Below are 19,505 nucleotides of genomic sequence, written 5' to 3'. Positions count from 1 at the left end.
GCGACCCACCAAATTTTCGTAGGAGATGTTGTGACAGAAAAAATAGGACAGCGACGCGGGTTGATACCGCTGCTGGTGATAGCCGCCGCGCAGTTGATGCTGGTGCTGGACGACTCCATCGTGAACATTGCTTTGCCGAGCATCCAGCAGGAACTCGGGATAGACGCCGTGCATCTGCCTTGGATCGTGAACGCCTATATCCTCGCGTTCGGCGCCCTGCTGCTCCTGGGCGGGCGGATCGGCGACCTTTACGGGCGCCGGCGTGCCCTGCAAGTAGGCCTGGCTATCTTCGTGCTTGCGTCACTGGTCGGGGGTTTCGGCCTGAACAGTGCGGCGCTCATTGGCGCTCGGGCCGTTCAGGGGTTGGGGGCGGCGTTGGTCGCGCCGAATGCGCTGGCCTTGATCGCCACGACCTTTGCTGAGCGCAAGACGCGGGACGCCGCCCTGGCGCTGTACGGCGCGATGTCCGGTATTGGAATCGTGATCGGGCTGCTGCTCGGTGGCGTGTTGACCGGCACCCTGGGTTGGCGGTGGGTGTTCTTCATCAACATCCCCATTGGCATCCTGGTGCTACTTGGTAGCCGCACGCTTGTTGAAGCCGATCGTCATCCGGGCAGCCTTGATGTCAGGGGGGCAGTGCTGGGAACCGGCGGGATGGTGGCCCTGGTGTATGCCATCACCCGCTTTGGTGAGGGTGGCTTCACGGACCCGGTTGGGCTTGGGCTCGTCGGCGCCGCGGTGGTGATGCTGGCTGTGTTCCTCAAGACGCAGGCGCGCAGTCGCACACCTCTGGTTCCGCTGAGCTTGTTCCGGGATCGCGGCCGCGCCGGCGCGTACGCGTCCATGCTGTTGCTGGCCGTCGGGCCCATGGGCACGTTCTATGTGATCACCCTTTACCTCCAGCAGGTACAGCACTACAGCCCCTTGCAGACCGGCGCGGGCTGGCTCCCTTTCGCTGCCGGGATAGTCGTCGGAGCCGGTGGTGCTCCCAAACTGCTGAACAAGGTGGCTCCGCGCGTTATCGCCTCAGGGGGCGCTCTGCTCAGCGCGGCGGGGGCCTTCTGGTTCTCTTTTATCCAGGTAGACACGAGCTACTGGCTGCACCTTGCCCCGGCCATGTTCTTCCTTGCCCTCGGGTTCGGCCTCGGCGTCATTGCCCTGACCCAGGCCGCGGTCTACAACACGGCACCCCACGAGGCCGGCATTGCCTCCGCACTGCTCAACTCCGCGCAGCAGATCGGTGTGGCGCTGGGCCTGGCGGTTCTGGCCGGCATCGCCGCAACCGTCACCGGGACGTCCGAACCCGGCGCAACAGCAGCCGCTCAACTGGTCGCCGGGTACGGCAGTGCACTCGCCGTCGCCGCCGGCCTGCTGGCCGCTGCCGGAATCCTGGCAGCGGCCACCTTGCCCGCCAAACCAGAGGCACAAGCCGCTGGCAAGTCCGCTGTGGCTGCGGTCGACCAACCGAACCGCTAGCTGCAGAGACGAAGCGCAGGCATGCCCGCCCCGATCAGGGCGGGCATGCTGGTCATGCGAGCCCAAGCCGATCGCGGCGGCCGCATCCTGCCCCCATCCCATTACGGTGCCCCGAAACAAAATCGTGAAAGGCTACACCACCGCCCTGAGTAGGGGCCCTCATCCTTGCCGCCGCACTCATCGTCTCCCTCATGGTCAACGCCCGCCCACAACATCAGCAATAGCGGTACCCGGCACGCAACGAAAGGCTAACTAATGCAAGATCACCAGGCAGATGCCCAGTACATGAAGGATCTGAAGGAGAGCGCGCCGGAGATGGTCTCCGCGTTCTTCTGCATCGAAGATCACACCAAGCGTGCCGTCACCGCAGGAGCCTCCAAAGCTGACATTGCGGAGGCTGTTATGGTCGCTACCGCCCTGCGCGCCGGCGGTGGAGTGACCCACGGGTGGAAAGCGATGAGGAGCATCGCCGAAGGGCATTAAGTGGACATGTAGGCAGGCGCCACACCGGATACGTCGGTTAGCCTCGATAGCCAATTAAGGCCAGAAACCCGAGCCCGTCGACAGGTTCTGGTTCTGGCCGCAATCCCGGAGCCTACGGACGCGCCGCTGGCCAAAATCGACCTCGTCACCTCAGCCGCACAAGGCCGTAGCGTCGGGAAAAAAGCCAGATGCCGGCCGGGACCTATGTGCAGCTGGTGGGGTTCTGGCCGAAGATCTCTCTGGTTGTCATCCGGTAGCTGAGCTCGCCGGAGAGTGCTTGTGGCGTGACCCAGACCTGGTGGCCTTGGCACGCTTCGAACATCTGGCGTGGGTTGCTGCGGTCGGCCGCAAGCCAGAGTATGGAGGAGTCGGGCATGACGTCTTCGACGAACCCGGTTCTGATCACCTGGCCGTTTTGGCGGATTTCAACCCAAGCGTTGATCAGCAGGCTCCAGTCACCGTGTTTACGCGGCGTTGCTCGGTTCAGTGTCATGGGCTTTCCGGTTCAGGTCTAAAAGAGTGGCAGCGGCCCATACCGGGCCGCTGCCACTCTTGTCGGCGGGGAGGGAGCCGTGGTGGCCTCTAGGAGGCGACGGCTTCTTTAATCCGGTCGCGGATCTGGCGTTCGAGGTTTTCCTGGGCGGGGAGGGCCTGAAGAGTTTCGTTGAGTTCTGATTGCGGGATGACGACTATGCCGTCCTGGTCGCCGATGACGACATCACCTGGGTTGCAGACGACGTTGCCGCAGGCGACCGCTTTGCCGACGCACCCGGGTCCGTTTTTAGAGGGCCCGGCGGGTACTACGGCGCGGGCGAAGACGGCCAGGCCCATCTCGTTCATCTCTTCGATGTCTCGGACGGCTCCGTCGACGATCACGCCGGTGACGCCTTTATGGAGGCAGATTTCGGCGAGGATGCCGCCGAAGACGGACCGGTTGGTGACGCCGTTCCCGGAGATGACCAGGATGTCCCCGGGTTTTGCTTCATCGAGTCCGCGGTGGATGGCGAGGTTGTCGCCTTCCCAGATCTGGATGGGCAGGGCGGTCCCGGCCAGCCGGGCGCCGGGGGTGAGGCAGCGGATGTCCGCTGACATCATGTCCAGGCGTTTGCGTACGTCACCGATCAGCGCCGGGGGGTAGGCCGCGAGGGACCGGACGAGCTCCTGATCTGGGCGGCGCCATTCGGGGTAGACGGTGATGTTGTCGGCGGAGGCGTTGATGTACACGTTTGGTTCCTTGGCGTTTGGGGGTGCCGGGTCAGGCGGGGACTTTGCGGAGGTCGTTGGTGTTGACCGGGAAGGCAGGGGGTTCGCCTGCCAGGACGGCGCGGACTTCTGACCAGGATCGGGTGCCTGCTTCCTGGAATGCTTCCTGGGTCTGGCCGGCGATGTGGGGGGTGACGAGCAGGTTGGGCACTTTGTGCAGGGGCACGCTGTTGTGGGTGAGCGGGTCCTTCATGTCGATGCTTTCGGCTTCGAGGACGTCAAGGGCGGCGCCGGCGAGGGTGCCGTTGGTAAGGGCCGTGACCAGTGCGTCCTCATCGATCAGGCCACCGCGGGAGGTGTTGATGACAATGGCGCTGGTTTTCATCAGGGCCAGTTCGCGGGCCCCGATCATGTGGCGGGTGCCGGGCAGCAGCGGGGCGTGCAGGGTGATGATGTCCGCCCCGTCATACAGGGTGTCCAGTTCAACCAGGTCGGCGCCCGCGGCTGCGACGTCGGCTGAAGTGGCGATGGGGTCGGAGGCGAGCACCCGCATCCCGAAGCCCCGGGCAATGGCGGCAACGCTTTTGCCGATGGCTCCGAAGCCGACGATCCCGAGGGTGCGGCCGGAGAGTTCGAAACCGACCAGGTCTCCGCGGCCTTCGGCCCAGGTGCCGGCCAGGACACGGTTTGCGGCCGGGACGATTCGGCGGGTCAGGGAGAGGAGGAGGGCTAAGACGTGCTCGGCTACGGCGTTGCTGTTTGAGCCCGGGGTGTTGGTGACCCAGACGCCGTTTTCCGATGCTGCCGGGATGTCGACGTTGTCGGTGCCGACCCCGTGCCGGGCAATGATCTTCAGGCGGGGGGAGGCTTCGATCATCTCACGGGTGAAGGTTTCCGCCCGCAGGATGATTCCGTCAATGTTCTCGCTGATGTCGAGGTAGTTGACCTTGTCGGGGCCGTAGCCGACGTGCACGATGGCGTTCTTGCGGATGTCCGCCAGGACGTCCTCGTGGATGACGTCGGAGATGTAGATTTCGCTCACGGTGGGGCCTAACGGTAGAGATGCGAGGAGGGATCGGAGTTGGCCCGCACGGTGAGGCCGACAACCAGCAGTCCGAGGGCGCCGGCACCGACGAGGATGAAGGCGGGCACGAAGGTGTTGCCGGTCAGGTCAATAAGCCAGGTGGCGAGGTAGGGGCCTGCGCCGCCGCCGATGACGGCTCCAACGCTGTGTCCGAACGCGACGCCGGTGTGCCGGACGCGGGTGGGGTAGAACTCGAGCATGGCGCCGTAAGTTCCGGCCTGGCAGAGGGCGTAGGGGATGATGCCCAGGCCCAGGCCCAGCAGCGCCAGGACGAAGGAGTGCTGGTTCATCATGGCGAAGGACGGGATGGTGACGGCGACGTAGGCGACGTAGGACCAGAGCAGGACCTTCTTGCTGCCGATGCGGCTGCCGAGCTGGCCGGCCATGGGAATCAGCAGGGCCGCGAAGAGGACCGCTAGGAGGACGATGGTGGAGGCCTCGCCCTTGGTGAAGCCGAGGACTTCGCTGAAGTAGACGGCGACGAACACGGTGCCGATGTAGGTGCCGAGGTTTTGCACGAGGGAGATGGAGGTGACCTTGGCCAGTGCCTTGGGGTACTTGGTGAGGACTTCCTTGAACGGGGCCCGGGAAATACCTTCAGAGGTTTTGTTGAGGGCCTGGAATTCCGGGCTGTCTTCGACCTTTAGCCGCATGACCAGGCACAGGATGCCCAGGGGCAGGGCGAGGAGGAATGGGATGCGCCAGCCCCATGCTGCCAGGTCAGCTGCCGGCATCATGGCTGCTGCGAGGGCTGCCAGGCCGGCGGCCAGGCCTTTGCCGAGCTGGGCGATGCTGGGAATGAGTGAGACGAAGAGGGAGCGGCGGTTCGGGGCGGCCCATTCGTGGATGTAGGCGGCGGCGCCGCCGATTTCCCCACCGGTGGAGAAGCCCTGCAGCATGCGCAGCAGCACCAGCAGGATCGGGGCGAGCACACCGATCTGTGCGTAGCCCGGCAGCAGGCCGGTCAGGGTCGCGGCGACACCCATGCAGGTGATGCTTGCGATCAGGCTGGTTCGGCGGCCTTTACGGTCGCCCAGGCGGCCGAAGAAGACGGCGCCGAGCGGGCGGACGACAAACGCGGATCCGAACACCAGCAGGGTGTTCAGCAGGCCGATGACGGGGTCATCGCCGGGGAAAAAGACGATTGCCAGCGTCGCGGCGACGTAGCCGTAGACGCTGAAGTCGTAGTACTCGATGAAGGTACCGAAGGCAGCTACGCCGGTCGCCTTCTTTGCCTTGGTGCGCCGGGCAGCGTCGGGGACTGCCAGTGTGGGGATGGTCATCCGAAGACCTCTCTGTCTTTTGGCTTAGAAAAGTGGGACAGTGTCTCACTTGGGGGATTGATTCAAGAATGCCTGTGTCCCATGCCACTGTCAAGTAGCGGGTGAAAGCTGGGTTCACTCAAGGAGGAGGGCAGTTGGTGCCGTGGGATACTGCAAATATGGAGCAACTGGACCAGTCAGCACAGCGGGACGGCTCGAAAGAGGTCGTTGCCGTCATCGAGGCTGTCATCGGCCGAGCCGGCTACGGATGGGGCGTCCGGGAGCTGGCCGAGGAACTGAACGCCAGCCGAAGCACCGTAAACCGGATCCTCAGCCGGCTCGTCGAGGAACGCCTGGTGACCAGGGACGCCAGCGGCGCCTACATCGTCGGACCACGGCTGAAGGTCCTGTCCGCAGCGCTCCAGGAAAGCCATCCACTCTTTGCCGAGGGGACAAAAATTCTTGCGCGCCTAAGCCGGGCGTCCGGGGCAACAGCCCTGATGGCCGTCGAAAGCGGCAACCCGGAGCAATGCTTCGTCCTGGCCTCCGTGGAACCAGACGCGCCCGTCAGGTACACGCTGCCGGCAGGTACAAACCTGCCAACCCATGCCGGTGCCCTTGGAATGGCTATCCTCACCCGCCGCGGAACGGCAGGACTGCCGGAAGAACTGAAGAAGTACACCGAAGCGTCCATTGACAGCAGGACCCGTATAGAGAATGCCCTGCAGAGCTATGCCACGACGGGCGCTGTCGTCAGCATCGGCCAGCACATTCCCGACGCCGCCGGCATCGGTGTGCCATTCACCGTCAACGACCGGCTGTTCGGGTCACTGTCGCTGTCCCGGCCACGGAACGAATTCAAGGAATCAGACATCGAAGCCGGCGTCGAACTGCTCCGCGAAGCTGCCCGGGAACTCGAATCCCTCCTCACCGACCGCCCCAGCAACCGGAGGCCGGGGGAGGTTCTGCCTGAGGCCGAATCATCCGCACTCATACAACGGATCGCCGCCATCATCACGGCGTTCTGCTCCGAACCGCTGGCCGAACTGACGCTGCAGGACCTTTCGAGTTTGTGGGGGACCCGGTCCGTGGCTACCCGCCGACTTGCTGAATCCGCCCGGGATGTGGGGCTGATAACCAGGCTGGACAACAAAACCTGGACATCAGGCCCGACGCTGCTTCGCTGGTCATCCTCGCTCGGCTCCGGCCACGATCTTCCTCGCTTAGTGGACGAGGATCTGCGCGGACTCAGCGCACAAACGGGCGAAACCACCACCCTGGCCCTCTACGACGCGGAAACCGAAGTAGTCCACATAGGACGAACAATCGCCGGAGCACGGAATGTCCGCTACGTCCTGGAAGAAGGCGAAGAAATTCCATTGACGGCCGGAGCTGCGGGCAAAGCCATCCTCGCCCACCTGCCCCGGCATGTGAGCGCCACGATAGGCAAAGAAGCTGGAGTTCAGGGACAGGAGCTCGCATTCATCCGCGCCCAAGGCTGGGCCGCCACCGACAGCGAAAGAGTCCCCGACGCCCACGGCATCGCCGCACCATTCTTCGTCAACGGAACTATTCGCGGATCGGTCACCGTCACCGTCCCCAACCACCGCGTAGCCGGAACGCCGCCGACAGAGCTCCCCAGCGCCGTAGTCTCCACGGCGCAAAGCCTCACACGACTGCTCACCGTCAAAAACTCAGGGCTTCCTGCCCGTGAAAGCAATTCCAAGGAGCAGGAATCCACCGACCACGGCGTCGCCTTCGCTGCAGCACAATAAGGCCCAGCCCGGGTGCGGAGGGCAGCCTTTTGGGTAATCGCAATTTCCCGGCCTGCACCGTAAATCCTGAGATTGGTGTTCATCCCGAAGTGAGACGACAGGGCCGACCTCACCAGTAGATGCAGACGAATGGGCCGCAGTCTGGTACCCGCACCCCATCCGCCTGTCACGTGTCCAACCACTGGCTCCTTATCGTTGCACGGCGACCCGCGAGGACGTTGTGGGAAGGTTCACGTAGTCCTGACCCTCATTTCCTTCGAACGTCGCCGTGACCTCCTGGTGGGGCCGGATCGGCTTGTCGCTCTTACACTCGGCCACGCCGCTCTTATCGGTCACAGCAGCACACGCAACTTCAGTGCCGGCACGGAAGGTGACAACCTGGCCAACCACTGGGCCCCAGGGACTGTCCAGAGTTGCGGTGAGTTGCCTTGCAAGGGGCTTACGCCCGGGAAGCGCGACGGTAGTGGCCCGCCAGACTGGAATGTCGACCGACGGGTCCAGTTCCGTTATTCGAGCAGCTGCGCACTCGCGCCAGATGGCTGCGGCCTGCAGGGTCCGCTCCTTGCCGAGGATGAAATTCGGATCGCCTGCACCGGTTGCGTTTACTGAGTCGATTTGGCGTCGTGATCCGTCAGAGAGGGGGTGTGTGTGAATTGTTCCAGTTGCTCCCAACGTGCGTGCCGCGTTGTACTGCAGTTCAGTGCCCGCCAGATACTGAAGTGCAGCATCGATGGTCTGTGGAACGGCGGAGCGGCCGTTCACTAACAGCAGTTCGCTCTCCCCGTCGTGCTCCACGGGCACGAAGGGGACCAGGTTACCCGTCGTGTGGCCGGGCGTTGGTTGCGCGTACATACGCGTTCCGCCGATGGTCACTTCCTTGATATCTGGAGTCGCGGTGTCGATTAGCGTCGGCCCGTAGGTTTTGCCCGTTGCATCCCCGGAGCCGAGGTAAATGGGAAGGTCGGGCCCAAAGTGAGCGCGGAGGGCAGGAGCACCGCCGTCGTGGTCAAAGTGGCCGTGCGAGATGAGTACGCCTTCTAGAGGCTTGGTGTCACTCAGGCCGAGCGACTCAAGAGCGGGGAGCGTATAGGTCTCAAACTCGCTGCTGTTGTTAAGGGTGTCAATAAGGGCAAAGCCACCAGTAGCCGTCTCCAGGATGTATTGACCCACATAGCCATCTCCGATGTACCAGAGCCCGTCCAGCAGTTTGGTGAGCGGTACCCGCTGGCCGCTGCCGGCCCGGTATTCGTTCCGGATGGCGGGGTCTTCGACCTCGAAGCAGGAGTACTTGCGGTAGGTGTCGATGAGGTGCTGATCCCCGAATGCGTTCTTCGTAGCTGCTTCCAGATGAGCCTCCACCGAAGTGGATGACCCGGGTGAGGCGTCACTGGAATCCAACGCTACTGAAGGGGCAGCCGTCGCGGAGACAGCGCCTAACGCCACGATTCCGGCGGTAAGCAATTTCCCGACGTGAAACTTTCTTGCCATGTTCATACTCCCTTGTTTGATCATGTTCGTCGTGGGCGGGCACAGTCCTACCCGACAACAACGCCAAGCTGGATTCGATAAATGGGACAGTGTCCTTAATGTCGAACTTAGCCAGTCTGCGAGGGGTAGGAGGCGCTGTCAATACCGAGGCAGATTTCTAGTCCTGGAGGAGCTGCGTATTACGCATGGCCCGTGAGCAGACTCCAGCTATGGATTACCGGGTCAATCTCAGTTGTGCGGTTAAGCAGGATTTCGTGTTTCCCGATGTGCCAACACGATCATGTCCTATGACCATAAGGACGACCCCGGCATTCGCCGCAGCCCAGTAATCATCTCTGATGGAAGGGATCAGCCTTGGGCTTCCGGACGGCTTTACCGTAGACACGGACGGTCCATTGGAATCCTGGGGCGCCGAAGCAGTTATGCAGGCACTCCCCCAGTTATTTCCAAAGGCCGATAATAATAAAGATTCCGTCAAGCTGCGGGGCTGACACATGCAGGCCTTTAGGGGCAGCAACCAAAGCCGTCTTCGTGCGTTGGCGTCAGAATAGTGCGAAATTCCGTTTCATTGACAGCCGCTCATCATGTCCTCAGACCCCAACGTGACAGTCCCCGGGGGAGGAAAACGGGCTGGGAAGCTAGCGAATAGTCGAGATAGTCCGAAAGAACCTGGACCGGATGAGGTCCGAGTTGGGTAGTGGACGACCACTCACTTGTTGTGATGAGTCGGAGCGTCCGAGAACAAGTGGGAGCTCCACCCTCAGGCAAAGTCTTCCCTTGTCAGACGGTCTAGACGTCAAGTTTGGGTGTACTTTAATCCGTCACTATGTCTAGGAGACCTCGCAAGGCTTGGGTTTGCATTTGAGCATCGCCGACACGCCTCGCGTACTGTCCCGACATCTCACTCCGCCCAGTGGTCGGCCGTCCCGCAGGTAACTAACTGCTTCGCGATTCAAAGCGTCCTTGGAAACCTTCACGCAAGTTGTGGAGCCGCACATTTCTTCTGGAGCCCACCGGATCTGCGCATGTGTCTAAGCTCCTAGAGGAACTCAGCCCGGCCTTCCATTGCAGAAGACGCCAGCGCATGCTCGCGGCGCGGGATTCGCCCGGCCGCCTTCGCCAGCCGACCGGCGAAAACGGCATGCTTGAAGGCTTCGCCCATCAGCGCGGGGTTCTGCGCCCGGGTGACGGCGGTGGCCAGCAGCACGGCGTCACAGCCCAGTTCCATCGCCAGCGCGGCGTCCGAGGCGGTACCGATGCCCGCGTCCAGCACCACAGGCACGGAGGCACGCGACACGATCAGCTCGATGTTGTGCGGGTTCAGGATGCCAAGTCCCGTCCCGATTGGAGCGCCAAGCGGCATCACGGCGGTGGCTCCCAGGTTCTCCAGACGCAGCGCCAGAATTGGATCGTCATTGGTGTACGCGAAGACTTTAAAGCCCCGGTTCACGAGTTGCTCGGTGGCATCGACAAGTTCCACCGCGTCAGGCAGGAGCGTTTGCTCATCGGCAATGACTTCCAGTTTCACCCAGTCCGTCTCCAGCGCCTCACGGGCCAGCTCCGCCGTCATGACCGCATCCCTTGCCGTGAAGCATCCGGCGGTGTTCGGCAGGACACGGATGTTATTGTCGACGAGCAGCTGGAACAGTGAACCCGCCTGGGCAGGCGAATAACGTCGTATGGCAACCGTGGTTAGCTCCGCGCCGGAGGCCAGGAGCGCCGCACCGAGCCCGTCGAAGCTGGGCGCTCCGCCCGTGCCCATAATGAGCCGGGAGCTCAATTCCACTCCGTCGATGACCAGGCGGTCGGTGTCTGTTCCGGGTAGGGCTGGAGGGGCAGTTGTTTCCGTCATCGTCCTCATCCTCCCTGAACTGCCGTCACGAGCTCTATGTCATCGCCCTCAGCGAGCGACGTATCGTGCCACTGGCTGCGGGGCACCACGCCTGAGTTGCGCGCTACCGCCACACCTAACCTCTGGCCGTCAGCGGCCTGCCCATTGGAGGCAACATTCCACCCCGTGATCTGAGTGACGAGCGTCGCCACGGAAGCTGCTGGCCCCACGGCGTGGGATTTGCCGTTCACTGTGATGTTCATGCTGATTCCTTGTTCTGGTCAATATGCAGTAGTACAGCATTCGGTTGAGTGTTCCTGACGTTCGTCACCCCACCAGTCCCGTAGCCGGGTCGTTAGACGCTGCCGCACGTTTCTTGTTACCCATGTGGATCGCCACGTCCACGTGGACCAGTGGCAGAGCCGCTCTTGCGACGGCGATGAACAAGGCCAACGTGTATTGGCCCGTCAGGCTTTGTCTCAGTCACCACAATGGCGCTCCGATCAGGCCAGCGCGGTGACCGTTAGTACGGCGTGAATGCCCGCCTTGTTGTTGACGAACCCAAGGATTGGGGGAGAGGGGATGATGCAGAACGAAAAGACCCGACCCGCGCCTCAGGCCAGCCGTTGCGGAGAAGCAATACGACACGACGAGGTTGGACGCCAGGCGGGTTTGATGTCGGGCGCTTGTTTCCTTTTGGGCTGTTCCAGTCCGGGGTGCCTCCCCTGTTCGAGAGATCCCCCGGACCGGAAGCTGGTGATGCCTCGGGCTGGGGTTATGCCTTGAACGTGATGACGCTTCGGGCTACGCCGCTTTGCCCGAGTGCCGCGTATCCGTCGTTGATGTCATCGAGTTCAATGGTGTTGGAGACGAGGCCGTCCAGGTTGTATCTGTTCTGCAGGTACAGCTCGGCGAAGTAGGGCACGTCGATCTTGAAGTTGGTGGAGCCCATGTTGACGCCGCGCAGTCCCTGCTCGAAAGCGATGTGCGCGGTGCTGAAGGCGTCCACTTCCCAATCCAGTTTTGCGCCCGGCTTCTGCATGCCCACGATGTACACCTTGCCGCGCCGGCCCAGCATCGCGGCGGCCTGCTTCAGGGGCACCGCTCCTCCGGTCACCTCGAAGGCATGATGCACTCCCTGTCCGCCGGTGATGGCCATGACCTGGGCGACGGGGTCTCCGTCTGCCGGGTTCACTGTGTGGGTGGCTCCGAATCGTTTGGCCAGGGCGAGCTTGTCCTCCTGGAGGTCCACGGCGATGACCTTCCGCGCTCCCACCAGCTCTGCGGTCTGGATGGCGTTCAGCCCCACCCCGCCGGCACCGATGACCACAACCGTATCGCCGGCACTGACTGCCGCGCTGCGCAGTACCGCACCTCCCCCTGTCACGACTGCACAACCCAGGAGCGCTGCACGGTCCAGCGGCACCGAGGCGTCCACCGGGACCAGTTGGCTCTCATGGACCAGGATGTGGTCTGCAAAGCCGCCGATCCCGAAGAACTGGGTGACAGGTTCTCCTCCTGCCGTGATGCGCGGCGGTTCACCGGCTGCGCGGGAGGCGGCCTCCGGGTGCAGGCAATTGACGCGGTAACCCTGCAGGCACTCGTCGCATCTGCCGCACGATGCCACGGTGCAGGCGACCACGTGGTCGCCGAGGGCTGTCTCGGTGACGTCCGGGCCGACGCCGATGACGACGCCGGCGGCTTCGTGGCCAAGGACCATCGGAAGCGGGATGCCGACGTCGTTAGTGGCGAAGTTCTCGTCACTGTGGCACAGGCCTGAGCCCTTGACCTGGACGAGTACTTCACGCCCGCGCGGCTCGTCCAGCAGCACGTCCTCGATGACGTACGGCTTTCCAAACTCGCGGATGACTGCGGCTCTCGCCTTGGTCTGGTTCGACATGTTGGCTCCTTTATCTGGTGGGGTTGGTTGGCCTGGTGGTCAGTGCGCTGCCGGGAACTGGATCTGTTGGGTTTCGAAGTAGGCCTGGAGCCCTTCGGGGCCGCCTTCGCGGCCGACGCCCGAGTCCCCGAATCCGCCGAACGGCTGGGTCAGGCACGCTCCGAAGTTGTTGATGCTCACGGTGCCGCTGCGCAGGCGCGGGGCCAGTTCGACGGCACGGTCCATGTCGTTGGTGATGATGACGTTGGCCAGCCCGTAGGAAGTGTCGTTGGCCATGGCGACCGCTTCGTCCTCGGTGGAGTAGGACTGCAGGGTGATCACGGGGCCGAACACCTCTTCACGGACCACCCGCATGTCCCGGGTTACGTCGGTGACCAGGGTGGGTTCGATGTAGAAGCCGCGCTCCAGGTTCGCCGGCCGGCCGCCGCCGGTGAGTATGGTGGCGCCCTCTTCCCGGGCGGAGGCAATGTACTCCTCTACGGTGGCCCGCTGCTTCGCAGAGATCAGGGGGCCCACCAGGGTGTCTGCGTCGCGGGGATCGCCGACTTTGTAGGCGTTGAAGGTGTTTACCAGGGATGCCTTCCACTCTTCGTACCGTGACTCCGGCACGAGGAGTCGGCTGCTGGTGGTGCACACCTGACCGCTCTGGGACATGCTGCTGGGGTATATGAACGCTGCGGCATCTCCGGGGTTGATGTCGTTGAGGAAGATGGAGGCACCTTTGCCGCCGAGCTCGAGTGTGAGCCGGGCGAAATGCTCGGTGGCTGCCTTCGCGACCTCGCGTCCGACCTGGGTGCTCCCAGTGAACGACACGTGGGCGATGTCAGGATGCCGGGTGAGGTAGTCGCCCACTTCGCGGCCGCCGATGATGAGGCTGATAACGCCCGGCGGCAGTCCGAGTTCCGCGAAAATTTCTGCCATGACATAGGCTGCCAGCGGCGCTTCAGGGGCCATTTTCACCACCACGGGGCAGCCGGCCAGCAGCGCCGGGGCAATCTTGACGACGCCAAGGATCAGGGGAGCGTTCCATGGAACGCTCGCGAAGACCGGGCCGACGGGTAGTTCGTTGATGAGCACCCGTCCGCCAGGGATCTCGCGGGTTTGCGGGCCTTCCGGATAGGAGGCGCCCAGTTCGGCGTAGTAGCGGACAATGTTACTGGCCTGCTGGCCTATGAAGCCCGCGAAGCTGGCCAGGCCGCCCTGGTCGTTGATGTAGATGTCGGCGAACTCATCGAGCCTTGAGTCGATGAGGTCGGCCATCCGTGACAAGTATCCGGCGCGCTCTGCGAAGGTCAGCCCGGGCCAGGCGCCGTCCTTGAAGGCAGCCTGTGCTCCCTCGATAGCTGATTTGGCGTCGGCAAGCGTAGCCCGCTGGATGTGGGCGATCGTTTCTTCAGTGGAGGGATCCAGGACGGGAACCGATTCGCGGTCTGCGTCTTCGACCCATTCCCCGTTGATATAGAAGGTGTTGTACGTCTTGGTTGATACGTCTATGGACATGGTGATCTCCGGGTAGCTGCTTGTTGGTGAAAGAACGTGGGGTTCAGGCCGGTACGCGGCTGGCGTCGACGGCGGGCGCTGGACGGAAGTCAAAGCCCTCGTAGTCCTTGGCTGCTACGTCGTCGCACTTGGCCCGGTAGTCGCCGTGGCCTCCGACGTAGGGCATGAAGACGCGCGGTTTCCCCGGGACGTTGGCGCCCAGGTACCAGGAGTTGCCCTTCATGAAGAGGGTCGGGGCCGCGGCCTGGTTGACGTGTTCCACCCATTCGTCCTGCGCCGCGGGGTTGGCTTCGCTGACCAGCCCAGACGCCTCAAGATGTTCTACGTGATCGGAAATCCATTCGACGTGCTGTTCGATGGACATGACCATGTTGGTCAGCACAGACGGGCTGCCGGGTCCTGCCACGATGAACATGTTGGGAAATCCTGCCACCGAGAGTCCAAGGTATGTTCGGGGACCGGCCGCCCATGTGTCCTTCAGGGTTGCCCCGTCCTTGCCCGTGATGTGGATCCTGTCCAGGGATCCGGTTAGAGCGTCAAAGCCGGTGGCGAAGACCAGCACGTCAAGTTCTATTTCTTCATTTTGCGTTCGGACTCCGGCCGGTGTGATCCTCACGATGGGGTCACTCTTCACGTCCTTAAGGGTGACGTTCTCCCGGTTGAAGGTTATGTAGTAGTCCGAGTCCACGCAGACGCGCTTGGACCCCAGGGGGAATTCCTTGGGTTTGAGCCGTTCTGCCGTTGCCGGGTCTTGGACGAGTTCGTCTATTTTTGCCCGGACGAATGCGGCCGCAGTTTCGTTGGCCTCGGGGCTGATCATCAGATCCATGAAACTGGTCTGGATTGTCGGGCCGCCTTCCTGCCAGGCTTCCTCGTACCGTCGGTTACGGTCATCTGCGGGCACTTCCAGCGCAGACTGCGTTGGCATGCGTAGCGGCTGCCCGGCGGGCGAGAGCCTGGACTGCTCGCGCAGTTCGGCATAGGTGGCCTTCACCTGCCTAACCCAGCCGGGATCGAGGGGTTCGTTGTGGGCGGGAAGGCTGAAACTGGGTGTCCGCTGGAACACCGTCAGCTGCTCAGCTTCCCTGGCTATCAGGGGTATGGCCTGGATGCCGGAGGAACCTGTTCCGAGGACGCCTACCCGCTTTCCGGTGAAGTTCACAGTGCTCTGCGGCCATGACCCGGTGTGGTACGTTTCGCCGTTGAAGGAATCCAGTCCTTCGATGTCGGGCAGCCGCCCCGCAGACAGAGCTCCCGTAGCCATCACGAGGTACTTGGACCTGACCTGTTCGCCCGCGTCGGTGGTGACCGTCCAGGTGGCCGTGCCGGCGTCGTACTCGGCCGAGACGACAGAACTGTTCAGTGCGATACTGGGGCGAAGATCGAACCGGTCGGCGACGTGACTGAGATACTTCAGGATCTCGGGCTGGGTCGCGTATTTCTCGCTCCACTCCCACTCCTGCTCCAGTTCCTTGTCAAAGGAGTAGGAGTAGTAAACGCTTTGCACGTCGCAGCGGGCACCAGGGTAGCGGTTCCAGAACCAGGTGCCGCCGACGTCCGAGCCGCGCTCAAACAGCTGGACCGACAGGCCTTGGCCCCGCAGCTTGTAGAGGGAGTACAGGCCGCCGAAACCGGCGCCGACGACTACCGCGTCAACATGTCGCATAGCCAGCCCCCTATGCTTCGGCCGCTGCGAAGCGGCCCTGAAGTTGGCTGCCGATGGCGCGGACGGTTTCGTTTGCTGCCGGCAGGATATTGATCATCGAGATGAAGCCGTGCATTTGGCCGTCCACCAGGATCTCCTCCACGGGGACTTCTGCTTCCTGAAGCCGGCGCGCATATGCTTCCACTTCGTCCCGGAGGACATCGTGCTCAGCAACGAAGACGACGGCGGGCGGCAGGCCGGACAGATCGACGACCTGCAAGGGGGAAGCCTCAGGGTGATGCCGCTGGCTGGGATCGGGAACGTACTGATCCCAGAACCACTCCATCATGGTTTTGTTGAGCATGAGCTGGTTCTCAGGCGCCAGGTAGGACGCCCGCTCGAAATCGGCGTCGGTGACCGGGTACACCAGTACCTGGAGATCGATCTTCGGAGCCCCCGCCTCTCGGGCCCGATGGGTGGTGATGATGGTCAGGTTCCCTCCGGCGCTGTCCCCCGCGACGACCAGCGGGGCGTCGGGGCGGCCGGTGAGTTCTTCTTTTCGTTCGGCAGCCCACAGCAGCGCTGTCCATGCGTCATCAGCTGGGACGGGAAAGGGATTTTCGGGGGCCTTGCGGTAATTCACCATAACCACGGTGGATCCGGTTTCCGCGGTCAGATTCCGGGCGAGGACATCCTGTTCCGCGATGTCGCCGAGGACCCATCCCCCGCCGTGGAAGTAGACGAATACGCTGTTGGGCTCCGCCTGGGGGCTGTAGACGCGGACGTTGAACGGGCCGCCCCCGCCCTCAAGCTGGTGTTCCTCGATGGACTGGACCTCCGGGCCGGCCCCCTGCAGGGTGGCGAAGGCCGCGCCCGCTCCTCGGGCCTCCGCCAGAGAGACTTCCCACGGCGGCTTACCGCCTGCCTCGGCCGCCATCTGCAGGAAATTCTGGGTCGCTGAATCTAATGCCACTGCTACTCCTCATTGAATGCTCACTACTGCGACGTGGACCACCACAGCATAAGATGCAAGATGCATTCTTTTCTAGCTTTTTCGCAAAGTAGGTCGGCTTTTCATTCGCACCGTTCACGGGGGACAGCTCGACTAAGGTGGATGCAACAGCGTTGGCACGACGAGCATCTGGAGATGGACCTGAGCATTTTTGAGGCCCCCGGCACCCTCCGGGAAGCGATCGTGGGCCATCTCCGCGCCGAGATCATGAACGGCGGACTCCCCCCGGGTCATCCGATTAAGGACGCCGAGCTCGCCCGGCAGCTGAAGGTGAGCATCACACCGATTCGGGAGGCCGTCATGCAGCTGACGGCCGAGGGGTGGCTGGAAATCCTACCGAATAAGCGGAGGCGCGTCGCGGCTTTCACCCAACGTGACGCCATGGAGGCCATGGACGTGGAACTGGTCGTCATGCGTGCACTCATCGAACGAGCCGGGCCGAAGGTTTCCCTGCAGCATCACGCCGATCTGGACCGGGGCCTGGACATGTTTTGCCGTGCCCTCCCGGAACACGCTACAGCTGAATCGCGGCAGGGTTTCGGGTTGATTATGGACACTCTCCTTGGCGCCGCCGACCACAGGGAACTTGAGCAATTGGTGAAGTTTGCGATGGTACGCGCCTCGACGCGGCTGGTCACCTACCCTTCAGACCACCTCATCCAGAATTGGGTCAGCACCATGACGCAAATCGTCCACCGAATCGAGGCCGGCGAAACTGAAGGCGCCCTGGAGGTCCTGGATGCCCACACCCGGTTCGTCCTGTCGACCATGAGCCGTGACCGTGACGCAGGGGACTCCGTTCAACAAGCTGTCCCCGTTCAACAGGCTGTCCCCACGGGCCCGAAACCCTAATCAATCCGGCGAGCGGGGGGGCATGGGTCTGCACGCGTCTGCTGCGCCTGGCATGGGCATTCTGTCCGCTCCCACAGCCTTGCGGCTGCGGTGAGCGGCCGTTACGCGATGCTCGGCTCAGCCTCAGCAAGGAGCTCCACCAGCCGTCCGCGGCTGCGAAGCACCTCGGGAAACGGGTTGTAGCGCTCGGGCTCGTGCTCGATGCTGATCGGCTTGTCATAGCCGATTTCGCGGATCGCGCGGACGCACTCGTCGATCGGGACGATGCCATCGCCGTAGGCGCACGTGTCGTGGGCGCCCACGGCGCGCACATCCTTAAGGTGTACGTAGATGACGTTGCTGCCGAGTTCGCGGATCGCGCGGGCGGCGTCAAAACCCTGCGTCCCAAACCAGCCCGTGTCGACGGTGGCTCCGAGCACGCCGTCGTGCCCAGAGCCAATCTGCTCGAGGAGCTCGGCAGCGGTCTTCTCGTTGAGGTTCTCGAGGGCGAGGACATTACCGAACTCCTTCAGGATCGCAATGACGGAGGCGCGGTTTGAGAAGAGCAACGGAGTCTGCCCGCCGAGGATGTTCGTGCCGAGGGCTTTGGCGATTGCGTTTGCCCGATGGAACTTCTCGACAGTGTCGCCGAAGTCGCTGCCGTAACTCGCGACGTTCACCTGGTGCTTTTGCAGCACCCGCTGGGCTGCGGCGATGTGCTCGTCCGTCGCCCACTCGTAGTTGAGTTGCGGGTGCCAAACGTCCACGTTTGCGAAGCCGGCCTCGGCCACGCTCTGCACGAACACGCCAAAGCGTTCCTCAAAAGTCTCGATCGGGCGGTACCAGTCGTTCGCAGCAGTGTCGCCCTGATTCCAGCCCTCGGTCATGTTCCAGTCGAGTTGCTGGGCGACGAGGTTCGCGCCCATGAACGAGATATTCTTGTCCACTGTTCTCCTTCTACTCTTGTCTTCGGCTGAAAGGGATGCGAGCTAGAAGGGGTCCCCCAAAAGCACCATGCGCTGGACCTGTGACCGCGGACGCGAAACTTCGATCTTTCTCGCCTCGGCGACGACTTCGGGCATTGATAGGCGCGAGAGCCTGTTGCACGCTTTCTTGAGTGCTACATCCGACGATGGGGAGGCCCGGCGTCGGCTGAGCGGGGGGAGACTAACGGTCCCAGCAGGCCCGAAGTTGTTTGAGTGGAGCGGATCACGCGGGTCCGCGGATTTTCGATTCCCCTGGCTCTCACTGCTACGTCCATAGGATCTCGAATCAACCGGTCACGCGTCCTAAGCACTCAGCCCGGCATGGACACGGAAAGCCCCGGTAGATCTGACGATCGGCGGCACTTCCGCATTACTAAGAGGTTAGGGCGTTAAGACCCCGCAACTCGGCGAGCCAAATCTGCGCGAGGGCGGTAGCCATAACTGTGGACGGGGCTGGAGTAACGCCTTTGACCAGCAGGTTGTACATATAAATTTGTGTTTGAGATTGCAGGAGCGACAGTCTAACAATGGCCAGCTCTCTTGCAGAGCCTGTCAGCCCCGACAGATGGCGCTCAAAAACCAGCGCTTGTTCGAACTGGATCCGTTTGTCTTCGACCGCGAAATCATTGCTGGAGATGCTCGCTTTAGTTCCTACCTCGAGTGCCACGAGCTCGGAACGAAAATGTGCTGTCAACTCATGTAGCCAGTTCTCAACATCTGCGATGGATGGAGACTCCAAGTTATCGAGCTGTCTGAATATTTCATTGGTCCCAGCTAGGTGCCGAGTGCCGATGGCAACTGCGGCTTCTGCTTTGTCTTTGAAATGAAGGTAGAAGGTCCCCCGGCTGACTCCCGCTTGGTTGGCGATCTCTTCGACGGTCGCGTCCTGGTACCCGTGTTCCCGGAATACTGACGCAGCACCGGTGAGGATCATGTCCCGGGTTTCGAGACGCCGCCGTTCCGCGAGTTTAGGTTTTGCGACCATATATGTTTCCCTTCACAATCAAATCCAGTCTAGCGGCGCCGCAC

General features: G+C 62.6%; 17 protein-coding genes. 4 read left to right on the top strand and 13 right to left on the bottom strand.

Translation table 11 applies throughout. The annotated features are described in order from the left end of the window. Positions 1–30: 30 nt before the first annotated feature. Both ACP3TD_RS19525 and ACP3TD_RS19520 read left to right on the top strand, forming a co-directional pair. Complete coding sequence (locus ACP3TD_RS19525; RefSeq protein ID WP_426764705.1) at positions 31–1,476, top strand: MFS transporter; 1,446 nt, start codon at positions 31–33, stop codon at positions 1,474–1,476. 255 nt (positions 1,477–1,731) lie between these two features. After that, positions 1,732–1,959, top strand: coding sequence for a carboxymuconolactone decarboxylase family protein (locus tag ACP3TD_RS19520; protein WP_426764704.1), 228 nt, complete (start codon positions 1,732–1,734; stop codon positions 1,957–1,959). 202 nt (positions 1,960–2,161) lie between these two features. On the opposite strand, the gene ACP3TD_RS19515 is transcribed toward ACP3TD_RS19520, so the two are convergent. The 4 genes from ACP3TD_RS19515 to ACP3TD_RS19500 form a co-directional block, all read right to left on the bottom strand. Continuing rightward, positions 2,162–2,452, bottom strand: coding sequence for a hypothetical protein (locus tag ACP3TD_RS19515; protein WP_426764703.1), 291 nt, complete (start codon positions 2,450–2,452; stop codon positions 2,162–2,164). An 89-nt stretch (positions 2,453–2,541) separates the two neighbouring features. Next, the gene (locus ACP3TD_RS19510) at positions 2,542–3,183 is read right to left on the bottom strand and encodes an RraA family protein (RefSeq protein ID WP_426764702.1); all 642 of its coding nucleotides are present in this window, start codon (positions 3,181–3,183) and stop codon (positions 2,542–2,544) included. Between the two features lie 31 nt (positions 3,184–3,214). Next, positions 3,215–4,204 carry a hydroxyacid dehydrogenase gene (locus tag ACP3TD_RS19505; RefSeq protein ID WP_426764701.1) on the bottom strand — a complete coding sequence of 330 codons (990 nt, stop codon included), beginning with the start codon at positions 4,202–4,204 and terminating at the stop codon, positions 3,215–3,217. 8 nt (positions 4,205–4,212) lie between these two features. Then, positions 4,213–5,529, bottom strand: a complete 1,317-nt coding sequence (locus ACP3TD_RS19500; RefSeq protein WP_426764699.1) for an MFS transporter — start codon at positions 5,527–5,529, stop codon at positions 4,213–4,215. A gap of 158 nt (positions 5,530–5,687) precedes the next feature. On the opposite strand from ACP3TD_RS19500, the gene ACP3TD_RS19495 reads away from it, so the two are divergent. Next, positions 5,688–7,283: an IclR family transcriptional regulator gene (locus tag ACP3TD_RS19495; protein WP_426764697.1), complete on the top strand. Its 1,596-nt coding sequence runs from the start codon at positions 5,688–5,690 to the stop codon at positions 7,281–7,283. Positions 7,284–7,472: 189 nt separating this feature from the next. Here the strand turns inward: ACP3TD_RS19495 and ACP3TD_RS19490 are convergent, their stop codons facing one another. The 7 genes from ACP3TD_RS19490 to ACP3TD_RS19460 form a co-directional block, all read right to left on the bottom strand. Next, positions 7,473–8,771, bottom strand: a complete 1,299-nt coding sequence (locus ACP3TD_RS19490) for an MBL fold metallo-hydrolase (protein ID WP_426764695.1) — start codon at positions 8,769–8,771, stop codon at positions 7,473–7,475. Between the two features lie 1,039 nt (positions 8,772–9,810). Next, positions 9,811–10,623 carry a thiazole synthase gene (locus ACP3TD_RS19485; RefSeq protein ID WP_426764693.1) on the bottom strand — a complete coding sequence of 271 codons (813 nt, stop codon included), beginning with the start codon at positions 10,621–10,623 and terminating at the stop codon, positions 9,811–9,813. Between the two features lie 5 nt (positions 10,624–10,628). Further along, positions 10,629–10,865, bottom strand: coding sequence for a sulfur carrier protein ThiS (gene thiS / locus ACP3TD_RS19480; RefSeq protein WP_426764691.1), 237 nt, complete (start codon positions 10,863–10,865; stop codon positions 10,629–10,631). 512 nt (positions 10,866–11,377) lie between these two features. Beyond that, a complete protein-coding gene (locus tag ACP3TD_RS19475) occupies positions 11,378–12,502 on the bottom strand; it encodes a zinc-binding dehydrogenase (RefSeq protein ID WP_426764690.1) in 1,125 nt (374 codons plus the stop codon). 39 nt (positions 12,503–12,541) lie between these two features. Continuing rightward, positions 12,542–14,002, bottom strand: coding sequence for an aldehyde dehydrogenase (locus ACP3TD_RS19470; RefSeq protein ID WP_426764688.1), 1,461 nt, complete (start codon positions 14,000–14,002; stop codon positions 12,542–12,544). 43 nt (positions 14,003–14,045) lie between these two features. Next, positions 14,046–15,668 carry a flavin-containing monooxygenase gene (locus ACP3TD_RS19465; protein ID WP_426764686.1) on the bottom strand — a complete coding sequence of 541 codons (1,623 nt, stop codon included), beginning with the start codon at positions 15,666–15,668 and terminating at the stop codon, positions 14,046–14,048. Between the two features lie 10 nt (positions 15,669–15,678). Beyond that, positions 15,679–16,620: an alpha/beta hydrolase gene (locus ACP3TD_RS19460; protein ID WP_426764684.1), complete on the bottom strand. Its 942-nt coding sequence runs from the start codon at positions 16,618–16,620 to the stop codon at positions 15,679–15,681. A gap of 174 nt (positions 16,621–16,794) precedes the next feature. Between ACP3TD_RS19460 and ACP3TD_RS19455 the strand changes: the two genes are divergently transcribed. Next, positions 16,795–17,511 (top strand): GntR family transcriptional regulator, encoded by a 717-nt coding sequence (locus ACP3TD_RS19455; RefSeq protein ID WP_426764682.1) that lies wholly within the window; start codon positions 16,795–16,797, stop codon positions 17,509–17,511. Between the two features lie 101 nt (positions 17,512–17,612). On the opposite strand, the gene ACP3TD_RS19450 is transcribed toward ACP3TD_RS19455, so the two are convergent. Then, positions 17,613–18,437 (bottom strand): sugar phosphate isomerase/epimerase family protein, encoded by an 825-nt coding sequence (locus tag ACP3TD_RS19450; RefSeq protein ID WP_426764680.1) that lies wholly within the window; start codon positions 18,435–18,437, stop codon positions 17,613–17,615. A gap of 412 nt (positions 18,438–18,849) precedes the next feature. Then, positions 18,850–19,461 (bottom strand): TetR/AcrR family transcriptional regulator, encoded by a 612-nt coding sequence (locus tag ACP3TD_RS19445; RefSeq protein WP_426764678.1) that lies wholly within the window; start codon positions 19,459–19,461, stop codon positions 18,850–18,852. Positions 19,462–19,505: the final 44 nt, after the last annotated feature.

It is taken from the genome of Pseudarthrobacter sp. 1G09 (genome assembly GCF_050038305.1).
GTDB classification, from domain to species: domain Bacteria; phylum Actinomycetota; class Actinomycetes; order Actinomycetales; family Micrococcaceae; genus Arthrobacter; species Arthrobacter equi.
The sequence above is the reverse complement of the archived record's forward strand: the minus strand, read 5'-3'. Positions and strand labels throughout refer to the sequence as shown.